Here is a 22,051-nt window from a genome sequence, read left to right on the forward strand (position 1 = left end):
TTACACACCCCACAGAATGTCGATACCCCACACCAGGTATACAAACAGAGCGCCTGCACACACCAGCTGGAAAGCAAAACGAACACCGGCTGCTTTCAGGTAATCAGTTGAAATGGTCCACATACCAACCCAGGCATGGGCACACAGAGCGATCAGCGCAGCCATGGAGAATACTTTCATCCAGGTTTGTGCGAACAGACCCTGCCACTGTGCAAACTGCAAGTCAGGGGAAGCGATCAGGAAGCCCAGTAAAAACAGAGTGTAAAGGGCAAGGATGACGGCAGACAAACGCTGCACCACCCAATCGTACAGGCCGCTACGGCCTAAGTTAGTGACACTTGCTACCATACCCAAACTCCTGCAAGAACGATGACGATCACGCCGGCTGCCAGGGTAATAATGGCTCCGGTACGACCGCCTTCTTTGCTTTCACCAATTCCCATATCCATCAACAGGTGTTTAATACCCGCTACAAAGTGGTAGCCCAGCGCAGACAGAATGCCCCAGGTGATGAACTTAACCAGACCATTATCAAAGCCCGCTTTAAAATCAGCGAAGCTTTCAGCAGATTCCAGAGAGGCATCCAGAGCGCACAGCATAAAAGCAACAGCAACAAACAGGATGACACCAGAAATACGGTGCAGGATGGAGGCCTTGGCAGGAAGTGGGAGCTCAATAGTAGTCAGATCTAAGTTTGTAGGTCTATTGCTATTCACGGCTCTTCTACACTCTCATTTCGGCTTATTCTCGGGGAAAACCCCGGGATAAACACAGGCTTATGAAAACTAACCCGTCGCTTGTACAAGCATTGTATAAGTTTCAGGTTGCGACAAATTATAGTCACGGGCCGGTCGATTTACAAACCCTGACTCAAAGTGACGTTAAATCCACCTCACCATGGTAGTAATACCTAACCGGCGCTCAGCAACTATACTAGACCCCACTCACAGGCGCAGCTCGACCGCTGGGTAATTGACAAACGAACTTCAGTACCTATAGTTGTGCCCTTTCTTTTGAGGTCATGCCTTATTTATAAGGTTTTAATTCGAACAACCAGGAGGCCTGTATGGCTGACAAAAAAGCAACATTGAAAGTTGATGGCGTTGAGGAAACCCTAGAACTGCCGGTATATGAAGGCACTTTGGGCCCCGACGTCGTTGACGTCCGTAGTCTGACGGGCAAAGGCCTGTTCACCTATGACCCTGGCTTCGTATCGACAGCTGCCACCGAATCCAAAATCACTTACATCGACGGTGGTAAGGGTGTGTTGCTGCACCGCGGTTACCCGATTGAGCAATTAGCCGAAAAATCCGATTATCTGGAAACCTGCTACCTGTTGCTGCACGGCGAACTGCCAACCGCAGAGGAAAAAGAAACCTTCCTCAGCACCATCAAGAACCACACCATGGTTCACGAACAGCTGAGCCACTTCTTCAATGGCTTCCGCCGCGATGCCCACCCAATGGCCATCATGTGTGGTGTGGTTGGCGCACTGTCTGCGTTCTATCACGATTCACTGGACATTCATGACGATCATCACCGCGTGGTATCTGCGCACCGCCTGATCGCTAAAATGCCGACTCTGGCAGCAATGGTGTACAAATACAGCATCGGCCAGCCGTTCATGTTCCCGCGTAACGACCTGGATTACGCTGAAAACTTCCTGCACATGATGTTTAACACCCCATGTGAAGAGAAGAAAATCAGCCCGGTACTGGCGAAAGCCATGGACCGCATCTTCCTGCTGCACGCCGACCACGAGCAAAACGCTTCTACTTCTACCGTACGTCTGGCTGGCTCTACCGGCGCCAACCCGTTCGCCTGTATCGCTTCCGGTATTGCGGCCCTGTGGGGTCCTGCTCACGGTGGTGCTAACGAAGCCGTACTGAACATGCTGGAAGAAATCGGTGACGAATCCAACATCGATACATTCATCGCCAAAGCGAAAGACAAAGAAGATCCGTTCCGCCTGATGGGCTTCGGTCACCGTGTTTACAAAAACTTCGACCCACGTGCGAAGGTTATGAAACAAACCTGTGACGAAGTTCTGGCTGAACTGGGCATGGAAAACGATCCTCTGCTGAAGATCGCCATGAAGCTGGAAAAAATTGCCACCGAAGACGAATACTTCGTCAAACGCGGCCTGTATCCGAATGTCGACTTCTACTCCGGCATCATCCTGAAAGCGATTGGCATCCCTACGGAAATGTTTACCGTTATCTTTGCCACCGGCCGTACGCCAGGCTGGATCGCCCACTGGAATGAAATGATCAGCAGCGATTACCGTATCGGTCGTCCACGTCAGCTGTACACCGGTCATGAGAAGCGCGATTACCCGGCAAAATAATCCGCCGATCCTGAAAAAACCGCTCAGCTGAGCGGTTTTTTTATACCCCGCCATCAGACATCAGCGTTGTGAAGCCGCAAACCTCAACTATTCTTTATCCAGCTATTACTGATGGAATATTTATGAGTTCTGCACCACGCCATACCTTAGGCAGTGTTTCCGGCGCTGCTCAGGGAGAACCCGACTGGAGCCAGATCGGCGAAACCCTGGCCATGCTGGCGCTGGCCATCGCCCAGATCGACACCTCCCTGAACGAAGGCAGCCAGTCGGTTGATCAGCTGACACAAAGCTTTACCACCATGGCGGCCAACACCCAGAAAATTCTGCAACTGGCCAGCCAGCCAACAGACAAAGCAGACACTCCCAAGCATGACCATGAAGATTCAGCCGCCGGTAGCGATATTTCCGACCTGGCCCACCAGGTGAACGATGAAATTCAGCAGGCGGTTATTGCTTTTCAGTTTTACGACCGCCTGACCCAGCGACTGGAACACGTTGGTGACAGCCTGGAACGCATGGGACACCTGATGGCCGACGCCAAAGAACGCTATCAACCCGACGCCTGGCGCACCCTACAGGAACACATCAAAGGCAATTACACCATGGAAGCGGAGCGCATTATGTTTGAGCATATTATGGCAGGACACTCCGTTTCCCAGGCGCTGGAAATTTATCGCCATCACTTCGAACAGGGAGACGACGAAAGCTTCGGTACCAGTGATGAAATCGAGTTATTCTGACTCAGCGCACAAGCTGGCCATCAATGAGTCTCCCACAGCCAGCTCCGTGACATCGTAGTCGATGGCATTCTGGCCAAAGACAATCTGACCATCCACACGAAACGACTGCTTCAGCGCCTCCAGCACATCCGCTTCCCGCTCCAGCGTGTCCATCCCGCGGGTGGGCACCACACAACGAACACAGGGTTTCACCAGGTCGAGATATCCGCGCTCCAGCTCCAGGCGCTTCCAGCTTAACTCAGCAAACAGCTGCTCCGCCCCCGCTACCACCACATTAGGGCGAAATCGCTCAACCGCGATATCACGCCCGACCTGCTGCGACAAATGATCCAGTGAGGCCTGAGTCACAACCAACAGCGGGTAACCGTCGGCAAAGGCATGATAACGCCCCTGTGGAGCACGCTTAGGGCTGACCTGTCGTTGACTGCCGACAGGCAATTGCACCAGCCGGCAACGGCGCTGCAAAAGCGCCGAGAACCAGTCAGCAGCCCGATCCCCACAATCCTCGGCCATCAGGGTATCTTTCCAGACAGTCACCTCACGCAAGGACAAATCACTGCTCAGCGCCAGTTCAAAATCGTCCTGCCCCGGCGCACGGATCAGTAAACCCGCCAGCTCTCCGTCTTCGCGCCAGCGCAGTTCCGGCTGAATACGTGCCATAACCGGCAACTGCCGCTGACTGAGAAACTTCCCCTGTTCATCAACCAGCATAAAACGCCGGTCACCACGAGGGCCGAAGTCATCAAAACCCAGCTGATCAACCTCAACCGGGGCGCAGGATTTAATCGGATAGATAAAAAGACGGGAAATAATCATGATGCTGCCTGACAAAGAACTCAAGAGCATCATGCTATAGCAGATTGGTGTCAGCCTAAAGGTGGCATACCGAGTTTTTCGCGCATTAAGCGTTGTGTTTCTTTCGCCATGGCCTCTGGCGCAAACTTCGACAGAAAACCATTACAGCCGACTTTCTCGACCATGGCTTTGTTAAAGTTACCCGACAGCGAAGTATGCAAAATGATAAAGGTATCTTTAAGATCCGGATCACGACGAATCTCAGTCGTCAGCATATAACCATCCATCTCCGGCATTTCCGCATCGGTAATGATCATCACCAGATCTTCGCTGATATTGCGCCCCATTTCCTTCCAGTGCATCAGTAACTGGTGAGCTTCCAGACCGTTATTAGCCTGCACGATATTCAGCCCCATCGGCTCCAGCACAGAGTGCATCTGCTGCAATGCAACCGACGAATCATCAACAATCAGAATATCTTTGCCTTTGATACGCTGCAGCAGCTCCTGATCGTAGACATCGTCCGATAATTTCATATTGTAAGGTGCGATCTCCGCCAACACCTTTTCGACGTCGATAATCTCAACGATACGGTCATCAATCCGGGTAATGGCCGTCAGATAATGCTGACGACCCGCGCCACCCGGCGGCGGTAATATTTCACTCCAGTTCATATTAACAATCCGGTCCACACCGCCCACCAGAAACGCCTGTACCGTCATATTGTATTCCGTCACGATAATAGTGGCCTCGTCGTCCGGAGCCTTCAGCGGCCCCATACGAATAGCCTGGCGTAAATCCACCACCGGTACCGTCTGACCACGCAGGTGAGTCACCCCACGCACCACCGGATGCCGGTCCGGTATTTCAGTCAGATGGGGCAGGCGCATCACCTCCTGCACCTTAAAAACGTTAATCGCAAACTGCTGAGTGCCACCCAGATTAAACAGCAACAACTCGAGACGATTCTGGCCAACGAGCTTGGTTCTGGCGTCAACGGTACTGAGAACACCGCTCATATCACACTCCAATCATTTACTTTTCCTGAAAGTGTAGCCAAGCTACTGAAAAACGCACCGCAATTGCAGCTACACTAGAAGGGTTATGTCGGAAAAGAACACAAGAACAATGTCTGAATTACCCCTGCTGGCACGCCAACCCATACTCGACAACAATCTTCAGGTGGTTGGATACGAGTTATTGTGCCGGCCGCTGCCGCAGGATACTCAGCAATGGCAGGAAACCTATGGCGATTACGCCACCAGCGAGGTGATGATTGGCGCCTATCAGGAAATCGGGTTTGAGACCGTCACTCGTGGCCTGCCAGCATTTATCAACTTTACCCGGGGCTGGTTACTTAACCCGCCGATCATCTCCGCCAAGGTGCTGGTGGCAGAAATTCTCGAATACATCCAGGCCGATGACGACAGCATCCGGGCGATTGAAAAGCTGCGGCGGATGAATTACCGGGTGGCGCTGGATGACTTTGTCGGTGCCGATAATCAGGTGGCACTGCTGCCCTATGTCGACATCATTAAAGTAGACATACTGCAACTGGACGACCTGGATCAGCTGGCTGCGCTGATCAGCCGTTATCAGCGCCCCGGGTTAACCTGGCTGGCGGAAAAAGTGGAAACCGCGGAAGAATACGAAATCTGTCGCGATGCCGGCTGCACCTTATTTCAGGGATATTTTTTCGCCCGACCAGCGGTCATGTACGGCCGCCGCATTCCGGACAACAAAATCAGCATCATGCAGCTGATCGAACAACTCAACCGGCCGGATGTCGAGATTACTGACGTCAGCCGCGTATTGCAAAGCGAACCACAGCTGAGCTTTCGTCTGCTACAACTGGTGAACTCCGCAGCCATCGGCTGCGTCAGTGAAGTCACCTCGATCCAGCATGCCATCACCCTCGCCGGACTGGACCGCATCCGCGCCTGGGCCAACGTGCTGGCACTGGGGCAGCTGAGCGATAAACCGCAGATTTTACGGGAACAGGCGGTGTTACGTGGCTACCTGGCTCAGCAACTGGCCAGTATCAGCACACACCTCGACCCGAATACCGCTTTCACCATCGGCCTGTTTTCGTTACTGGATGCGTTTATGGATCTGCCGATGTCCGAGCTATGTGACCGCTTACATTTACCCGACGCCCTGCGCGACGCCTTACTGACACGCCAGGGAAATTATGGCGAACTTTTGTCTCTAACCGAGCATTATGAACAAGCCAACTGGCATAAAGTCGACTGGCCCCGACTGCAACAACTGGGCATTCACAGCGCGCAACTGAGTCAGTGTTATCAGCAGGCACTGCAGGACTGCCGTGAATTATTGTCGCCGCAACACCAGAGATAATATGATGGCCGCGGACAGCGTCATTACCGGTTATTTCGGATAACCGGTAATGTCACGAATCGACTGATACAGAGGCTTCATACGTTTGTACATTTTCTGATAAACCTCTTTATACAAACGATCATACAACTGCACCGTCGGCCGTTGCGGCTGGAAAATATCCCCTACACGAGTCATATTTTCGATCGCACTGTCATAATCCGGATACAGCCCCAGCCCCACACAACAGTTAATGGCCGCCCCCAGGCCAGAGGCCTCATAGGTATGTGGTCGTTCGGCCGGCATACCAAAGATATCGGCCGTTAACTGCATTGCGGCATCACTTTGGGAGCCCCCGCCGGAAACCCGCAGACGGGTGATTTTGGTGCCACTGCGTTTTTCGATCTGTTCTTTACCGGCACGCAGCTCATACGCCAGGCCTTCGAGGATAGCGCGGTAAATATGAGCACGTTTATGCACATCACCAAAGCCGATAATAGCGCCTTTACCTTCCGGTCCTGGCTGACGTACACCCGGCGACCAGTAAGGCTGCATCATCAGCCCCATAGAACCTGCAGGCACCTGGTTTAATAATTCATCGAATAACATTTCCGGCTCAACACCCAGCTCTTTGGCTTTGCGTTGCTCCGCCTGGGCAAATTCATTTTTAAACCAGCTGACCATCCAGAAACCGCGGTACACCATCATTTCGGTGTTATAAACTTTGGGCATGGCCGCGGTATAAGGCGGGATAAAGGGTAACGTTTCGACGTATTTTCTGGTGGCGGTATTAATGGTGGCGGTGGTGCCATAACTCAGGCAACCGATATGGGCATCAATTCCCCCGGCACCCAATACTTCACAGGCCTTATCCGACGCAGCGGCAATCATGGTTAAACCGGCAGGCAAACCCGTGAGTGCGGCGGCCTCATCACTCAGCGTGCCCAACTCCTCACCCGGCTGTACCAGTTCCGGCATCATATCGCGAGTAGCGGCCAACAACTTCCACTTCAGATCACTTTTTTTCGCCCATTGCTGACGGCGGTAATCATAAGGTAAGTAGCCCATCGTTGAGCCGGTGGAATCCTTTAAATCACCGGTCAGCTTATAGGTTAAATAAGCCGACAAGCTGACGTAGTGTTTGGTTTTCGCCCAGATATCCGGCTGATACTGGGCAATCCAATTGTCACGGGCTTTCGAACGCAGTTCAGCAATCACATTGCTGAGACCCAGCGCTTTAATCAGCACACCCCAGATGCCGCCCACAGGTTTATCAATTTCTGCGCGACGCTGATCCATCCAGACAATAGCCGGACGCAACGGTTTTTTATCGGCACCCAGATTGATCATGGTATAACGTTGAGTCGTCAGTGACACGCCGCCAATCTGCTGCGGCGTTACCTTGCCCTGCGCCCATAATTGCTGACAGGCCTGCCCCAGAGATTGCCAGTAATAATCCGCTTCCTGCTCCGCCCAGCCAGGCTCTCGGGAGAAATAGGCCTCGAGATCCACCTTACTTTTAGCAACCACATTACCCTGGATATCAAACACCAGGGCACGAATACTCTGTGTGCCATTGTCGATGGCTAGTACATAAGGAGACTGACTCACACGTTTTCCTTTTTATTATTTTTTTATGCCGGGACTGAGTAGTGTTTTTGCCAGATTGCCTGGTAACGGGCTTTTTCTTCCGCCCATTGTTGTTCAGTCCAGCCTAACTCTTCCGCACAAATAGCACGGATTTTATCTTCATAAATCAGCCCGCCCTGCTCCACCAGCAAGCCCAGCCGGGTACGCCGTAACAATAAATCATCCAGATGAACCACCGCTTCGTTTGCCGCCGCCCAGCGCAACTCAGCCCAGATCGCCCGCGCACCGGGAATAACCTCCAGCTCTCCGCTATGGGCACATTCCAGCAAGGCATCGACATCCATACCATAATGACCACTCAGGCGTTTTTGCAAATAACGCGGCAAAGTGTCAAAACCGTTATGCAGCGGTGCTGCATGAGTGAAAATCTGCGAAGAAAATTCACCATTCTTCCAGTTTTTCAAATATTTTTTGCTGGCATTTAAGACATCCAGCGCAATCAAACGGAAGGTCGTTAACTTACCGCCGGAAACCGACACCAGGCCGTTGTCGTCCCAGACACTGTGGTCCCGTTTTTCTTTTGATGGATTCAGAGCACCGGAAGACACCAGCGGACGCACCCCGGCCCAGGAAGAAATAATATCGCTTTCCTGCAGCTCGGCTTTCGGAAACTGGAAACGTGCCACTTTCAGCAAATACTCCAGTTCGTCGCGGGTCATACTGGCTTCGCTGTTATCGATGCCATTATTGTCCAGGTCGGTGGTACCAACCACGGTCCGGCCTTCCCAAGGAAAGATAAAAATCGGCCGCTGATCATCCGGATGAATGGCGGTGTAAGACTGAGCGACCGGTAAACGCCAGTAAGGCACCACAATATGACTGCCACGTGCCGGGCGAATATTTTTTTCCGCGCTGACTTCACTGCGCAACTCATCCGCCCAGGCACCGGTCGCATTCACGACCGCATCGGCACTGACTTCAAAGCTGTCGCCGCTCAGGGTATCCTGCAGTACGGCACCGACAACTTTATCACCGTCTTTTTTCAGACATTTAACGGCGACGTAATTGATCACTTCAGCACCGTCTTTTTGCGCTTCACGCAACACCCGGATCACCAGACGTGAATCATCTGTCACCGCATCAGCAAACTGAGTACCACCGATTAACTGATCTTCATTAATTTGCGGGCTTAAATATTCCACCGCACTTTTCTGATGAAACTGGCGGTAGCGACGACCGGCAAAAAAGTCGTAAATACGCAACAAAGTATTAAATACAAACGGACCGGGAAATTTGCCCTGATAATGCGCCATCATATACGCCATCTGATCAACCAGACCGGGCGCCTCACTCATCAGTCGCTCACGCTCCTGCACCGAATGCATGGTGGTTTTCACATCACCGGCAGCAATATAACGCAAACCACCGTGTACCATTTTGGATGAACGACTGGAGGTCCCCCAGGCAAAATCCTGCCGTTCCAGCAACAGGGTTTTTAATCCACGCCGGGCCGCTTCCCGGGCAATACCCGCTCCGGTAATGCCGCCGCCAGCGACGATCAAATCCCAATGTTCCGGTTTATTGTTGAGACGCTGCAGCAGATTTTGTCGGTTACCCGCCTGCCATGCTTGTTGCCACATACTGTTTTGATTCCTGTTTCACAAAGTCGCCCGGCACTGGAATTTTCCAGGCCGGGCTGTGAGTGCACTGACTACTGAAACCATCCGTCTGCGCAGATTTTTTCTGGCTTCAGCAACAGTGCCATGACGAGGTGAGAACCCAGCCAACTGTTAAAATATCGGATTTATTTGTACGACTTGCCCTGCTCCAGCAACGTCCCGGGGTTCAGACGCTGATCCGGGTCAAAGTCATCCGCCAGAGTGTGCAATACCCGCATCCCCAGCTTGCCTTTTTCCGCTTCCAGATACGGCGCATGATCTTTGCCCACACCATGCTGATGCGAAATGGTCGCACGCTGGCGGGCAATAACTTCGGATGCACCGTATTTCAGTTTTTGCCAACGCTTGTAAGTGTTGGCGTAAGAATCGGCACAACGGAAAAAATAAGTGGTGTAAATACTGCAACCCTGGCTGTAAAGATGCGATAAGTGAGTAAACACCATCACCTCTTCGTTTTCGTCTTTTAAGGCATTTTCCAGCGTTTCTTCAATATCGTTTAACAGGCGATCGACATTATCCCAGTCGGTTGACGTCTCCAGCGTGTCGATGGCGATGCCTTCTTCCCAGGTGCTTTCACGCAAATACGGAAACTTAAAACGACCTTCGGCCCAGATAGTGCCCATCATATTGGCAATCACACCACCAACACCACCGTTCGACTTCAGTACTTTGCGGATTTGTCGGAGCGACGTTTTATTCTGGAATTTTGTGCCGGTGACACCAAAAGTCAACATACAACGGTTGTCGTCCAGGCCACGGAAACGCAGGAACTTATCCAGCGCTTTAAATTGTGATTCTTTCGTTCCCAGGTGCGCATGTGCTTTTGATTCTTTGGCGTTAGACACCCGCATCATCGACATAGGTACACGCTGCTGCACCAGTTCGCGCACGGCTTTTTTCGCGGCCTGCCAGTTCGGCATAAAGTAAACAAAAAACTTCTCTTCTTCCGCCAGGCGGCTGACACGCACCTGCACTTCCGTAAAGATACCCATGCGACCTTCGGTACCCATGGTGATTTCGCGCATATCCGGTCCCGCCGACGAAGCCGGAATAGTCGGAATATCCAGCGTGCCGTGTAACGTCTCCATACGGCCGCCGGCAAACATCTGCTCGATACGGCCGTAACGCAATGACTGCTGCCCCGACGACCGCGATGCGATCCAGCCACCCACGGTAGACAGTTCCCACGACTGCGGATAATGCCCCAGAGTGTACCCCCGGGCGCGCAGCTGAGATTCAACCAGAGGCCCCGGAGTACCGGCACCAAAAGTGGCAATCTGGCTTTCTTCGTTCAGGTCGAGCAGCTGATTCATGCGGCTCATATCGATGGTGAGAATGGCACGCTGACTTTGTTGCGGAGTGATATGACCGGCAACCGAGGTACCGCCGCCATAAGGAATCACCTCAAAGTCCTGCTGTACAGCAAAATCCAGCAGTTCACGTACCTGACCACTGGTTTCCGGATAAGCGACACCGTCAGGGAAAAACCCAAATTCGCCACTGTGCATTGCCAGCCAATCCGGAAAACTCTGCCCACGGGCGTGCCGCACACGATCTTCCGCGTCCGTCACGATCAGTGGGTGTTGTGGTAAACGGGACGCCGGCACCTGTGCGGTAACCTGCTCCAGGGTCACCGATGGCAGAGGCTCAGGCTGACCAATGATGGAGTGAATCAGAGCACGACCGTGATCCGATACCTCTTTAACGTAGCTTTCATCACCCCAGCCATTCCAACGACGACCCATGTTTCCACCTTTTATCGTTTTATCGATTAGACCCCGCCAGCCGACGGGGTTACACTAGCCGCCGGTTAGCAAATGCCGGGGCCTTTTGTTATGGGGCTTACTATATCGCGTTTGCCAGGACAATCACTGACCCAATGGGACAACAGAAGTAGTAAATTCAGCCAGCCCATGATCGATTCAGATTCCCTCGGTACTGCTTCCGCCAATGCGATCCGCCAGTATCTGCGCGCCGCTCAGGACTACGACATTCAGCCGGAAGATGCGCTGAATGCTGCGGCGATTCCGGCCGGTATCCTCGACAACACCATCGCCCGGGTCAGCGGCCGCAGTTTTCAGGCGCTGATCCGCTGGCTGATCGAACAGACCCGCGATCCGTTATTTGGCCTGAAAAGCGCACGTTACGTACAACCGGGCTCCTACAGCCTGGTGGGCTATATGGCGATGAACTCCCGCTCAGCCCGCGAAGCCTTACACCTGACACCGGAATACGAAGCCATCGTTGGCGACATGGGCATCACCCGCATCGAAAAATACGGCCCTCATCTGGCCATGCGCTGGGTATGCCAGTACGACGACCCCGTGGTACGGCCCCATATGATTGACAACGTATTAGGCTCCTGGCTGCTGTTCGCCCGCTGGCTTGCCGACCTGCAGGACGGCAAGCCGGAAAAAGTACTGTTCGAACGCCCCCAGCCCGATGCCCGGCTGATCCCGGCTTACGAAGACATCTTTGCCTGCCCGCTGGAATTTAATGCCGGAAAAAGTGCACTGATATTCCCGGAAGACGTACTCGACACCCCCTTGCGCCAGCCCGACCCGGTGTTACTCAGCACGCTGGAGCAACAGGCCGCAGCCGTCATGGCCGAAATTCAGGAACGTCATCCGATCGTGATGCAAACCCGCACCCTGCTGCGCACCCTAATGGACGAAGGTATTCCGCGGCGGGAAAAAGTAGCCGAACAACTGGGCATTACCGAGCGTACATTACAGCGCCGCTTACAGGATGCCGGCACCGGTTACCAGCAACTACTGGATGATTTACGCCGCGAAACCGCCAGCGAATGGCTCACCAACAGCGATATGGCGATTAACGATATCGCCCTGCGCTTAGGCTTCAGCGAAGCACGCTCGTTTCATCGCCGCTTTAAAACCTGGACCGGCATTACACCCGGGGAATACCGCCAGCGCCACGGCCGTTAAGTCACCTCGCCTCTTCCCATAAATATGGGGAACACCCCACCAGCAAGATCCATCGCCAGCATTAAAACGGTTTATCCCCGTGGGTACGGGGAACGCCCCTGGCGTAATGCGGCAGCTGATGGATTTTGCGGTTTATCCCCGTGGGTACGGGGAACACATTAATTTGTATTTAATTCAATCTTCTTCAGGCGGTTTATCCCCGTGGGTACGGGGAACACGAATATCATCAGGATACAGCTCAGCACAAAGGCGGTTTATCCCCGTGGGTACGGGGAACACTGTCAGTCGGCGGCGCGGTTTGTTGTTGTTCGCGGTTTATCCCTGTGGGTACGGGGAACACAACGCCGCCACTGTCGCCCGGAATGCCGTTATCGGTTTATCCCCGTGGGTACGGGGAACACCACTCGCGGCGCAAGGCCGGGCCGGCTGACGGCGGTTTATCCCCGTGGGTACGGGGAACACCATAGCAAACGTGGCGAACCGATGCCGGACAGCGGTTTATCCCCGTGGGTACGGGGAACACTGCTCATGATTCATCCTCCATTCCTAAAACCTCGGTTTATCCCCGTGGGTACGGGGAACACAGATTTGTAGATTGCCAGCATTCCTAGCAGTGCGGTTTATCCCCGTGGGTACGGGGAACACCAGCTGAGGTACCAGTGCAACACAATCGGCGGCGGTTTATCCCCGTGGGTACGGGGAACACGCAGTGGCAGACAGTTCGCGATAGTCAAACTCCTGGTTTATCCCCGTGGGTACGGGGAACACGTGCCGCTGTGCCGAACACCAGGGCGGGTGATTCGGTTTATCCCCGTGGGTACGGGGAACACTAAATCCGGCGCTACCATCACAAAAATTTTCACGGTTTATCCCCGTGGGTACGGGGAACACGACCCGCGTATTGATTGGTCATCAGCAGATAACGGTTTATCCCCGTGGGTACGGGGAACACGCCAAAGTCGAACAGAAAAATATTCTCCATGTCGGTTTATCCCCGTGGGTACGGGGAACACAAATCGCTGGAGTACGGCACCAAGGATAAGCGCGGTTTATCCCCATGGGTACGGGGAACACGCAAAGTTCGAGACTCGCTGGCGATGCAGCTATGGTTTATCCCCGTGGGTACGGGGAACACTTCCTCGCATATTCAATTACAGCATTCCATTCCGGTTTATCCCCGTGGGTACGGGGAACACAAATATTGATGGTCTGCTTAATAAAATGCACCCGGTTTATCCCCGTGGGTACGGGGAACACACGACACAGAGAGCAGGGAAGAAATCGCCGAACGGTTTATCCCCGTGGGTACGGGGAACACGTGCTCACCACCACAGCATTCATGCTGCTGATCGGTTTATCCCCGTGGGTACGGGGAACACATCCGGCAGAAAACGGATAACCACATAGCCGCCGGTTTATCCCCGTGGGTACGGGGAACACACCAGCACGCCGCAACCAGGATGAGCACAAGGCGGTTTATCCCCGTGGGTACGGGGAACACTGATTGGGGTCGCAATCGCGGGTGGCGCCAAACGGTTTATCCCCGTGGGTACGGGGAACACTGCTGACGATATCATCAGACAGCCAGGGACGTCGGTTTATCCCCGTGGGTACGGGGAACACGCACCCCGGAAGTAGGACAGTTTGGTTTTCAGCGGTTTATCCCCGTGGGTACGGGGAACACGCGATGCTGCGATACACCATTGCCATGTAACGCGGTTTATCCCCGTGGGTACGGGGAACACGTTATCGGATAACGCCGACACCGGCACAACCGGCGGTTTATCCCCGTGGGTACGGGGAACACTTAATTGTTCTGATGCGTGCCATTGTCCTGTCCGGTTTATCCCCGTGGGTACGGGGAACACGGGTTAGGTACGCCTGCCGGGTTAAAAGTGCGCGGTTTATCCCCGTGGGTACGGGGAACACCACATTTGCTGAAGGCCAGCCCATCCAGCCTGCGGTTTATCCCCGTGGGTACGGGGAACACGAAGAACTGCTGAGTAAGTGGCGCGGCCAGAGCGGTTTATCCCCGTGGGTACGGGGAACACAGCAGGGCACCGATGACTGGCATAAGATGCGGCGGTTTATCCCCGTGGGTACGGGGAACACAATTCATTAATTTTGGCCATCGCTGGCGAATCCGGTTTATCCCCGTGGGTACGGGGAACACACGAAATCAATTTTGCGCGTGAGGCCCAGTTTGCGGTTTATCCCCGTGGGTACGGGGAACACCTGCAGATTAGATGCCGTCATTGAGGCCACTCCGGTTTATCCCCGTGGGTACGGGGAACACACGATTGTTGATCGCGGCATAGCGCTGGATTGCGGTTTATCCCCGTGGGTACGGGGAACACCGCGAGATGGAACAGAAGCTGGCTCAGATTGGCGGTTTATCCCCGTGGGTACGGGGAACACTGATCGCCGCTGCGCCTGAGTTGCTGGAGGCGCGGTTTATCCCCGTGGGTACGGGGAACACATCACGCATCTTATAGAGAACTTTTTTTATGTCGGTTTATCCCCGTGGGTACGGGGAACACGTGTTAGACGGCCAGCCGCACAACAGCAGGGAGCGGTTTATCCCCGTGGGTACGGGGAACACCGGCAGGTTGGCGTTAATCATGCCCTCAACTACGGTTTATCCCCGTGGGTACGGGGAACACTCAATTTAGGAGTGTGTTCGATGAAAAGTAAACGGTTTATCCCCGTGGGTACGGGGAACACTTTGTAATATTTTTAGATAAAAACGTCTCGCGCGGTTTATCCCCGTGGGTACGGGGAACACCCATGATTTTGGCCGGCTTAAATACTTCTAACGCGGTTTATCCCCGTGGGTACGGGGAACACTTGGCTTTGCGTTTGGCAGGGCCGGTTAATGGCGGTTTATCCCCGTGGGTACGGGGAACACGCACATTATAAAGACACGACAGCTACAACCAGGCGGTTTATCCCCGTGGGTACGGGGAACACTCAAGGCAGGCCGCGTATACCTGCCGAATGACAGGTTTATCCCCGTGGGTACGGGGAACACACACCGTAGCCACGGGTGGCCTCTGCCAGCAGCGGTTTATCCCCGTGGGTACGGGGAACACGCTGTTGAACACGGGCATTAGCGCCGACTCGCCGGTTTATCCCCGTGGGTACGGGGAACACCAGTACGAACGCCAGACAGTAGCAGTTTTTTACGGTTTATCCCCGTGGGTACGGGGAACACGAGGTCAGCGGTCGACAGCAGAAAATCAAGACCGGTTTATCCCCGTGGGTACGGGGAACACGATAGTTAAAATGAAAGACTGCTTTGTTATGCCGGTTTATCCCCGTGGGTACGGGGAACACATCTCGCCGTGATCCCGGTGCAGCACAATACACGGTTTATCCCCGTGGGTACGGGGAACACTGTTTCTGGCCCAATAAGCAGTCGAATAAATGCGGTTTATCCCCGTGGGTACGGGGAACACGTCATGGATATAACCGGGCAAAAACCCCTGGGCGGTTTATCCCCGTGGGTACGGGGAACACTTTCAGCAATCGACAGTCAGGCACTGAAACCGCGGTTTATCCCCGTGGGTACGGGGAACACCTGATACGCCGTGGCCAGCGATGGACCCATCGCGGTTTATCCCCGTGGGTACGGGGAACACTTATGTTTGCCCGCCACGCCCGTGCTCATACTGGGTTTATCCCCGTGGGTACGGGGAACACGGTTGGTTGCTGTTGTTTTCGATGTCGCGCAGCGGTTTATCCCCGTGGGTACGGGGAACACTTTGCCCTGGTGCGTTTTCTGAAGCAGATCGTCGGTTTATCCCCGTGGGTACGGGGAACACAGCGCATGACAAACGACGGCAAGGCCGTGAGCCGGTTTATCCCCGTGGGTACGGGGAACACGTTTGTGCCGTCATTAACACTGCGCCCCCTGGCGGTTTATCCCCGTGGGTACGGGGAACACGCCCTGGCGTAATACGGCAGCTGATGGATTTTGCGGTTTATCCCCGTGGGTACGGGGAACACTCTTGCCGGTTTTTCTACATTCCTTGTTGCTGCGGTTTATCCCCGTGGGTACGGGGAACACCTGAATAGCAACATCAGCAAAAAGATGCGCCCCGGTTTATCCCCGTGGGTACGGGGAACACTCCAAGAAGGCAATTGAAGATCGATCTATCAACGGTTTATCCCCGTGGGTACGGGGAACACTTAGGATGATCTTTCATGACTAGCGGACCTTTCGGTTTATCCCCGTGGGTACGGGGAACACAATACGCCGAAATTACTATTCCCTGATTGTGCCGGTTTATCCCCGTGGGTACGGGGAACACGTCCGCGGTCCTTATCTCCGAAACTAAAACTTGCGGTTTATCCCCGTGGGTACGGGGAACACCGGTAAGGCCAGTTTATGGCGAAATCATGAGGCGGTTTATCCCCGTGGGTACGGGGAACACACCGGATGAGGATATCGTCGAAGAGGCCGAAACGGTTTATCCCCGTGGGTACGGGGAACACTAAAAGCCAGGTTAGAAAGTGAGTTGTCCACCCGGTTTATCCCCGTGGGTACGGGGAACACTAAATACCAGAAATTGATGATAGCGACCCCTGCGGTTTATCCCCGTGGGTACGGGGAACACTAGCTCTATCAGGCTCACTGCATCTGATAGGGCGGTTTATCCCCGTGGGTACGGGGAACACACAACGCCGCCGGAAGAATTTACCGAAGCCAGCGGTTTATCCCCGTGGGTACGGGGAACACGTTGGGAAGCTCTATTTAGAGTATATAGAAGAACGGTTTATCCCCGTGGGTACGGGGAACACCCTCATCATACATATTCAGACCAGGGCCAATCCGGTTTATCCCCGTGGGTACGGGGAACACGTGAGTATGTTGTTACTTGGTGCGTAGGGCATCGGTTTATCCCCGTGGGTACGGGGAACACTTTGGGCTTGCCCGTTATTGAATTTGAAGTAACGGTTTATCCCCGTGGGTACGGGGAACACGTTGTTGATCCGGTGGGTGATCGTGTAACTCACGGTTTATCCCCGTGGGTACGGGGAACACGCCTGGCTCCGGACGACCGTGTCAGAAAAGAGCGGTTTATCCCCGTGGGTACGGGGAACACTCAATCTCATTGAAGATGAAGATGCCGATGATCGGTTTATCCCCGTGGGTACGGGGAACACTCTAAATCTACATGATTGATTTTATTAAGGAAATACCCCCATCTAAAATCTACCAAGTTATTTCTGAGTTTTTAAAGAGCCACCAAGGTCGGCACAGCAACAACCTGAACCTTCCACCTGATTATTAACGACCCTGCTGCTATTCACGTTCTTCCGGTAAAAACCGAACAAGTCGCAAGCCATCAAAATCGACGGGCATGCGACGGTTTTCACCATAGGTTATAAAATCAAAGCCGGACTCCGTATTCGTTGCCCAAGCCATAACGACGTTACCGTCTTCTGCCAACTCATTTACCTGATGCCAAATCATTTCTCGTACCCGACGGGAAACATCACCAACATAAACTCCAGCACGAATCTCCAGTAGCCACACAGCCAGGCGTCCACGCAATCGGTGTGGTACTGCTTCAGTAACAACCGTCACCATACTCATTTCAGGAACTCCTGTGACCTTCATCACCGATTGCAGGTGGCTCCGGAATCGCTGGCGGCTGGCTGTCTTCAGGAGCTTGAGGAGGCTCGATTTCTCCGGCCGCAAGCACGTCTTCAATCAGGGGAATCAAGCGTTTCAGCACTTTGCTGCTACGAAATTGTTCCCGACAAGCAATGCGCACGTCTCTATCCGGCTGTTTCGGATGTTTGGCGGCAATTTTAAACGCCACCGGCACCACAGTTTCAAATTTAATAAGGTCCGCAATGTCGTAGACAAACGATAAAGGTTTACCAGAATGCACAAAGCCAATCGCCGGCGCATAACCCGCTGCCAGGATGGCAGCTTCGGTGACACCGTATAAACATGACGTCGCAGCACTCAAGCATTGGTTAATTCGATCGCCTTTCTCCCAGTCTTTCGGATCATATCGGCGCCCATGCCACTCCACCCCATATTGTTTTGCCAACAACTGGTAGGTTTTACGAACCCGAGCCCCTTCAATCCCACGCAACTGATCAACACTTCGACGCTGTGGCGCTGGTTCACCAAAACGAATTTCGAACATTTTACGCACAACTTTTAAGCGCAGGTCTTCATCCAGTGCCAGCTGCGCCTGATACAGAAGCTTGTCGGAACGAGCACCACCGGGTTGCCCGGAGGCATACAAACGTACGCCGGCTTCCCCCACCCAAATCAACAAAGTGCCGGTGGTGGCGGCCAGTTTCACCGCCGCATGACTGATACGGGTACCTGGCTCCAGCATAATGCAAGCAACACTGCCAACCGGGATGTGCATACGCTCACCGTTGCAATCGATAACAACAAAAGCGCCATCCTTTACGTCGATCTGACCCATACCGACAAAAATCATGGAGTTGCGGTCTTTGATAGGAATGGGTTTGAGTGGAATGAAGGTCATGTAACATCCTGTAGTGACACTTAGCTTTACAGCTTAAGCCGCCTCCGACGCTTGTTCAGATGGGTTCTGACATCTTGCCGACCATCCAACACAGCAAAAATGGTGACGTCCTGGTTTGAGCACTGATAAATCAGCCGATAATGTCCGGCAACTATTTCGAATATGTCTGTTGTGGCAATGTGCCAAAGCTCATGGGGAACATGCCCTCTTTGTGGCATATCAGCTAAAGACTGCACAGCTTCATTAATTTTCTGGTAAATCTGTGTTGCCACAGAAGTTCCCGCATGAGCCTGGTAGTAACCAACTATCGAAAGAATGTCCTCCAGTGCCTCTTCAAGGAGCTCTACCCGATAGGTCATTCATCCAGCCCTAAACTCTGGCGCACCCTTGCCATGGCTTCATCCGCAGGCACCGTTGCGCTCTGCTCTTTGGCTTGCCGCCCCTGTGCAACCAGTTGCAACATCGCCAGAGTTTCCTGCATCTGCTCATATTCCTGAACAGATTGCACCACCATGGCTGCCTCACCATTTTGAGTAATGATGTAAGGCTCACCATCTTCTTTAAGCTCCTGAGCGATTTTCGCAGCATTCGCTTTCAGGTAGCTGATCGGTTTGATGTGGGTAGAAAAGCTCATACTGACAACTCCAGACTGAATATGGTCTAAATATAGACCACCTCAATATCAGGGTAAATGTCTGCTTAACCCGGAGCCAAAGATAACAGTCCACAACCCAGAGATTTAGCAGGGCCTATTCCACGACTGAGCAGCTCAGTAAAAGCATTCACATTTTCAACCATTAATACGCCATCGAATAACACTGGCTGAACCTTTCCGCTGCGATTTTCCCGCTTCTTATAAAAGTTCAGCGGTAACTCTTTCTGAATATTCAGAGCCTGAATAGAGGCACATCCTTCCAGCTTACGCGCCAGCCAGGTCCGTTGCTGTTCTTCGTGGATCAAGGGTACGCGAACCGAGCGAGTGAAGGTTTTGCCATTTTTTATCCGTTCGCCTTTACGCTCATCTTTAATCGCTTTTACCGGATTAGCCCTCAATCTGAAGCGCAACATTTGTCCCTCGTATAAAGCAAACGTTACTTCCCTTGCAGCTAATAATTCGACCGACTCTGTTTCGGCAGGACATTGCTGTGATTGCAAAATCACAGATGCACCCTGGCCTTTTACAATTTGCTCAACCCGATACAAAAAATCACGATCATCATTCGGGCGGTCAGGAAACAATTGCCATAAGGCACGATGCTGTTCGTAGGGGTTTTTAGCCTGGGTCCAGTTGAGTTTAACTTTACTCAGATACATATTCGCCTCCTTGCTGTAAAGGCTTGGGCCGTGTCATATACACCCGGCGGCTGGCAAATTGACGAGGGCGATCAACAATGGGCACATCTCGCTTTTTCAGAGGTATTGCGTGCTCGTCAAATTCATCGGAATAGATGGTGCCACCAACCGGTTCGCACAAGCTGAAGGCTGCCAGCACAGATCGAGCTGCCAGCCGCCCATCGTATAATGGGCGGGAAAGCGCACAACTGCGACGGCCCAGTACCGGCGTATAGACCGGTTTTTTCAGCGCGGCTTCAATCTGCCCCAGACTAAGCACGGCTTCTTCCGTCAACCAAAGCAAAACCGTGTATTTGGAATCCTGCCAATACTCTCGCCAGGTTTGTATGGTTTCGTGGCTTTTCAGGCCTGTGTATTCTTTACGGGCATTTTTAACCGTATGGTAGTCAGTCATTTTCTGCCCCTGCTGATCTACCCGCACGGCAAACTGAACGCTGGTGGCCAGCTCGTGCTGGCCATTGCTATCCAGTCGATCAATACCCATGCAGGCCCCCAACAGCCCCAGCAATGCACTGCGGCCGGGGTATAGCTCTGATGGTCTAAAACCCTCAAAGCTTTCTCGCCCCCAGGCTTGTAGTGGCCCCTGCAATTTCAGTAGAAGATAGTCCTTCATAAGGCCACCTTATTGGTCATTGCTATCAATCTGCCCATCAGCACGTACCCAGGCTTCTAATGCTGGCAGCGACTCCTTCGCCAGCACGCCCGTAGGTAGCTCAACCGGCTCTAATGAAAACTCGGCGCAGCACTCATCCAAACCATAGCCGCGATGAATCTTGTCCCAGTACTCGTTCAGTGATTTAGCAGATGGCTGGCGAAAACCGCCCTGGTGATCTGCCTTGACGGGAGCTTCAAAGGCGTTAGCCAGTGAGATTGGCTGGTCAGAGAAGGAAACCATCGCCTGGTCGGCTAAATTATGGGCGGCATAGCTTTGCTGTTTGGCACTGGGCACTTCGGTCGCCAGCATGTGTAATACATGGGCGGCAATTTCCAGGGCTTTTTCGCGTGGCGCATCACCCAGATTCTTCTGCAGCTGGGCAATATTCAGGCTGGCGTATCGGTAAAACACACCGGAGGAAAATTCTTGCGTATCCAGGTGACCAGAGCCCAATTCCTGCAAATCATCAACCGCAGTAAACCAATCAATATCGGCATCGACGGCATGGGTGGTAATAGCATGAGCAACGGCCAGTGCACCGTCAACTTTGCCGACTTCGCTCATTAAACCGGAAGTTGCCATGCGACCTGACAAGGCAATATCGACACTGTTTGCCACAGCTTGTCGAAAGGCCGCGGAGTCTTTTTCTATTAATTTCTTGATTTTTTTAGAATCAACTTCTTCCCCTTCCAGCTTCTGAATCTGAGCGCAGAAATAAGCGATTTCCTCAACAACCCAGGGAGCAACCGCATCGGCATTAACATCTTCGGCCAAGGTATCTTTACCGGAAACCAGCGCTACGGCTTGTTTTACTAACTCAGCATCAAATCGACCAGTCAGCTTTTCCACCACATAATTCTGATAATCCATCAAGTGCTTGGTGCGTACACTAGGATCACCCAGATTAGCCTGGTAATAATCCCCCTGTCGCATCGTTCTCTTCAAACTCTGACTGGATACCCGCACCCGGCGCTTACCGCCGAAGATTGCGGACTTCTGCATATTCATATCATCACGATTTAAACAGGAAGGGCTGTGGGAAATTAAAACGTGGAAGTTAATAAAATTCTTGCTCATGGTTTTATCCTT

The 22,051-nt window shown here is 53.0% G+C and carries 18 protein-coding genes and 1 CRISPR repeat array; of the genes, 4 read left to right on the forward strand and 14 right to left on the reverse strand.

Annotation, left to right across the window (positions count from 1 at the left end):
- Both sdhD and sdhC read right to left on the reverse strand, forming a co-directional pair.
- Entirely contained in the window at nt 1-348 is a 348-nt protein-coding gene (sdhD, locus tag ACFOMG_RS11510) for a succinate dehydrogenase, hydrophobic membrane anchor protein (protein ID WP_376866767.1), read from the reverse strand.
- A complete protein-coding gene (gene sdhC / locus ACFOMG_RS11515; RefSeq protein WP_376866768.1) occupies nt 342-716 on the reverse strand; it encodes a succinate dehydrogenase, cytochrome b556 subunit in 375 nt (124 codons plus the stop codon). Before sdhC ends, sdhD begins: the two co-directional genes overlap by 7 nt.
- Nucleotides 717-1,066: 350 nt before the next feature.
- Here sdhC and gltA point away from each other — a divergent pair, with 350 nt between their 5' ends.
- Entirely contained in the window at nt 1,067-2,347 is a 1,281-nt protein-coding gene (gltA, locus tag ACFOMG_RS11520; RefSeq protein ID WP_376866769.1) for a citrate synthase, read from the forward strand.
- A 122-nt stretch (nt 2,348-2,469) separates the two neighbouring features.
- Complete coding sequence (locus tag ACFOMG_RS11525; protein ID WP_376866771.1) at nt 2,470-3,087, forward strand: hypothetical protein; 618 nt, start codon at nt 2,470-2,472, stop codon at nt 3,085-3,087.
- Here ACFOMG_RS11525 and ACFOMG_RS11530 read toward each other — a convergent pair.
- Nucleotides 3,079-3,903, reverse strand: coding sequence for an MOSC domain-containing protein (locus tag ACFOMG_RS11530; protein WP_376866772.1), 825 nt, complete (start codon nt 3,901-3,903; stop codon nt 3,079-3,081). The two genes, ACFOMG_RS11525 and ACFOMG_RS11530, sit on opposite strands and share 9 nt — an antisense overlap.
- Nucleotides 3,904-3,953: 50 nt before the next feature.
- Nucleotides 3,954-4,901, reverse strand: coding sequence for a chemotaxis protein CheV (locus tag ACFOMG_RS11535; RefSeq protein ID WP_376866773.1), 948 nt, complete (start codon nt 4,899-4,901; stop codon nt 3,954-3,956).
- 109 nt (nt 4,902-5,010) lie between these two features.
- On the opposite strand from ACFOMG_RS11535, the gene ACFOMG_RS11540 reads away from it, so the two are divergent.
- Entirely contained in the window at nt 5,011-6,240 is a 1,230-nt protein-coding gene (locus tag ACFOMG_RS11540) for an EAL and HDOD domain-containing protein (RefSeq protein WP_376866775.1), read from the forward strand.
- Nucleotides 6,241-6,270: 30 nt separating this feature from the next.
- Here ACFOMG_RS11540 and ACFOMG_RS11545 read toward each other — a convergent pair whose 3' ends face one another.
- The 3 genes from ACFOMG_RS11545 to ACFOMG_RS11555 form a co-directional block, all read right to left on the reverse strand.
- The gene (locus ACFOMG_RS11545; RefSeq protein WP_376866776.1) at nt 6,271-7,830 is read right to left on the reverse strand and encodes an FGGY-family carbohydrate kinase; all 1,560 of its coding nucleotides are present in this window, start codon (nt 7,828-7,830) and stop codon (nt 6,271-6,273) included.
- A gap of 23 nt (nt 7,831-7,853) precedes the next feature.
- On the reverse strand, nt 7,854-9,449 hold the full coding sequence (locus tag ACFOMG_RS11550) for a glycerol-3-phosphate dehydrogenase/oxidase (RefSeq protein WP_376866777.1): 1,596 nt from the start codon (nt 9,447-9,449) through the stop codon (nt 7,854-7,856).
- Nucleotides 9,450-9,613: 164 nt separating this feature from the next.
- A complete protein-coding gene (locus ACFOMG_RS11555; RefSeq protein WP_376866780.1) occupies nt 9,614-11,233 on the reverse strand; it encodes an FAD-binding oxidoreductase in 1,620 nt (539 codons plus the stop codon).
- Between the two features lie 168 nt (nt 11,234-11,401).
- Between ACFOMG_RS11555 and ACFOMG_RS11560 the strand changes: the two genes are divergently transcribed.
- Nucleotides 11,402-12,433, forward strand: coding sequence for an AraC family transcriptional regulator (locus ACFOMG_RS11560; protein ID WP_376866781.1), 1,032 nt, complete (start codon nt 11,402-11,404; stop codon nt 12,431-12,433).
- Between the two features lie 67 nt (nt 12,434-12,500).
- Nucleotides 12,501-17,602: a CRISPR direct-repeat array (repeat unit 29 nt; unit sequence CGGTTTATCCCCGTGGGTACGGGGAACAC).
- 139 nt (nt 17,603-17,741) lie between these two features.
- Here ACFOMG_RS11560 and cas2e read toward each other — a convergent pair.
- The 7 genes from cas2e to cas7e all read right to left on the reverse strand — a co-directional run bounded on the left by cas2e (nt 17,742) and on the right by cas7e (nt 22,039).
- The gene (cas2e, locus tag ACFOMG_RS11565; RefSeq protein WP_376866782.1) at nt 17,742-18,035 is read right to left on the reverse strand and encodes a type I-E CRISPR-associated endoribonuclease Cas2e; all 294 of its coding nucleotides are present in this window, start codon (nt 18,033-18,035) and stop codon (nt 17,742-17,744) included.
- Between the two features lies 1 nt (nt 18,036).
- Nucleotides 18,037-18,954 carry a type I-E CRISPR-associated endonuclease Cas1e gene (gene cas1e / locus ACFOMG_RS11570; RefSeq protein ID WP_376866784.1) on the reverse strand — a complete coding sequence of 306 codons (918 nt, stop codon included), beginning with the start codon at nt 18,952-18,954 and terminating at the stop codon, nt 18,037-18,039.
- A gap of 26 nt (nt 18,955-18,980) precedes the next feature.
- The gene (locus tag ACFOMG_RS11575; protein WP_376866785.1) at nt 18,981-19,313 is read right to left on the reverse strand and encodes a type II toxin-antitoxin system RelE/ParE family toxin; all 333 of its coding nucleotides are present in this window, start codon (nt 19,311-19,313) and stop codon (nt 18,981-18,983) included.
- On the reverse strand, nt 19,310-19,588 hold the full coding sequence (locus tag ACFOMG_RS11580) for a type II toxin-antitoxin system Phd/YefM family antitoxin (protein ID WP_376866786.1): 279 nt from the start codon (nt 19,586-19,588) through the stop codon (nt 19,310-19,312). Before ACFOMG_RS11580 ends, ACFOMG_RS11575 begins: the two co-directional genes overlap by 4 nt.
- Nucleotides 19,589-19,653: 65 nt before the next feature.
- On the reverse strand, nt 19,654-20,268 hold the full coding sequence (gene cas6e / locus ACFOMG_RS11585; RefSeq protein ID WP_376866788.1) for a type I-E CRISPR-associated protein Cas6/Cse3/CasE: 615 nt from the start codon (nt 20,266-20,268) through the stop codon (nt 19,654-19,656).
- On the reverse strand, nt 20,255-20,920 hold the full coding sequence (gene cas5e / locus ACFOMG_RS11590; RefSeq protein WP_376866790.1) for a type I-E CRISPR-associated protein Cas5/CasD: 666 nt from the start codon (nt 20,918-20,920) through the stop codon (nt 20,255-20,257). The genes cas6e and cas5e overlap by 14 nt, the downstream gene beginning before the upstream one ends.
- Nucleotides 20,921-20,929: 9 nt before the next feature.
- Nucleotides 20,930-22,039 (reverse strand): type I-E CRISPR-associated protein Cas7/Cse4/CasC, encoded by a 1,110-nt coding sequence (gene cas7e, locus ACFOMG_RS11595; protein ID WP_376866791.1) that lies wholly within the window; start codon nt 22,037-22,039, stop codon nt 20,930-20,932.
- Nucleotides 22,040-22,051: the final 12 nt, after the last annotated feature.

The sequence above is a fragment of the Bacterioplanoides pacificum genome (genome assembly GCF_042648445.1).
In the GTDB taxonomy this organism is placed as follows: Bacteria; Pseudomonadota; Gammaproteobacteria; order Pseudomonadales; family Oceanobacteraceae; genus Bacterioplanoides; species Bacterioplanoides pacificum.

Excerpts from the sequence above, each read along its gene's own strand:
- gltA (WP_376866769.1), top strand. The coding sequence starts at position 1,067 with ATGGCTGACAAAAAAGCAACATTGAAAGTTGATGGCGTTGAGGAAACC.
- ACFOMG_RS11525 (WP_376866771.1), top strand. The coding sequence starts at position 2,470 with ATGAGTTCTGCACCACGCCATACCTTAGGCAGTGTTTCCGGCGCTGCT.
- cas6e (WP_376866788.1), bottom strand. The coding sequence starts at position 20,268 with ATGTATCTGAGTAAAGTTAAACTCAACTGGACCCAGGCTAAAAACCCC.
- ACFOMG_RS11555 (WP_376866780.1), bottom strand. The coding sequence starts at position 11,233 with ATGGGTCGTCGTTGGAATGGCTGGGGTGATGAAAGCTACGTTAAAGAG.
- sdhD (WP_376866767.1), bottom strand. The coding sequence starts at position 348 with ATGGTAGCAAGTGTCACTAACTTAGGCCGTAGCGGCCTGTACGATTGG.
- ACFOMG_RS11530 (WP_376866772.1), bottom strand. The coding sequence starts at position 3,903 with ATGATTATTTCCCGTCTTTTTATCTATCCGATTAAATCCTGCGCCCCG.
- cas2e (WP_376866782.1), bottom strand. The coding sequence starts at position 18,035 with ATGAGTATGGTGACGGTTGTTACTGAAGCAGTACCACACCGATTGCGT.
- ACFOMG_RS11560 (WP_376866781.1), top strand. The coding sequence starts at position 11,402 with ATGATCGATTCAGATTCCCTCGGTACTGCTTCCGCCAATGCGATCCGC.
- ACFOMG_RS11550 (WP_376866777.1), bottom strand. The coding sequence starts at position 9,449 with ATGTGGCAACAAGCATGGCAGGCGGGTAACCGACAAAATCTGCTGCAG.
- cas7e (WP_376866791.1), bottom strand. The coding sequence starts at position 22,039 with ATGAGCAAGAATTTTATTAACTTCCACGTTTTAATTTCCCACAGCCCT.
- ACFOMG_RS11540 (WP_376866775.1), top strand. The coding sequence starts at position 5,011 with ATGTCTGAATTACCCCTGCTGGCACGCCAACCCATACTCGACAACAAT.
- ACFOMG_RS11575 (WP_376866785.1), bottom strand. The coding sequence starts at position 19,313 with ATGACCTATCGGGTAGAGCTCCTTGAAGAGGCACTGGAGGACATTCTT.
- ACFOMG_RS11535 (WP_376866773.1), bottom strand. The coding sequence starts at position 4,901 with ATGAGCGGTGTTCTCAGTACCGTTGACGCCAGAACCAAGCTCGTTGGC.
- cas5e (WP_376866790.1), bottom strand. The coding sequence starts at position 20,920 with ATGAAGGACTATCTTCTACTGAAATTGCAGGGGCCACTACAAGCCTGG.
- ACFOMG_RS11580 (WP_376866786.1), bottom strand. The coding sequence starts at position 19,588 with ATGAGCTTTTCTACCCACATCAAACCGATCAGCTACCTGAAAGCGAAT.
- cas1e (WP_376866784.1), bottom strand. The coding sequence starts at position 18,954 with ATGACCTTCATTCCACTCAAACCCATTCCTATCAAAGACCGCAACTCC.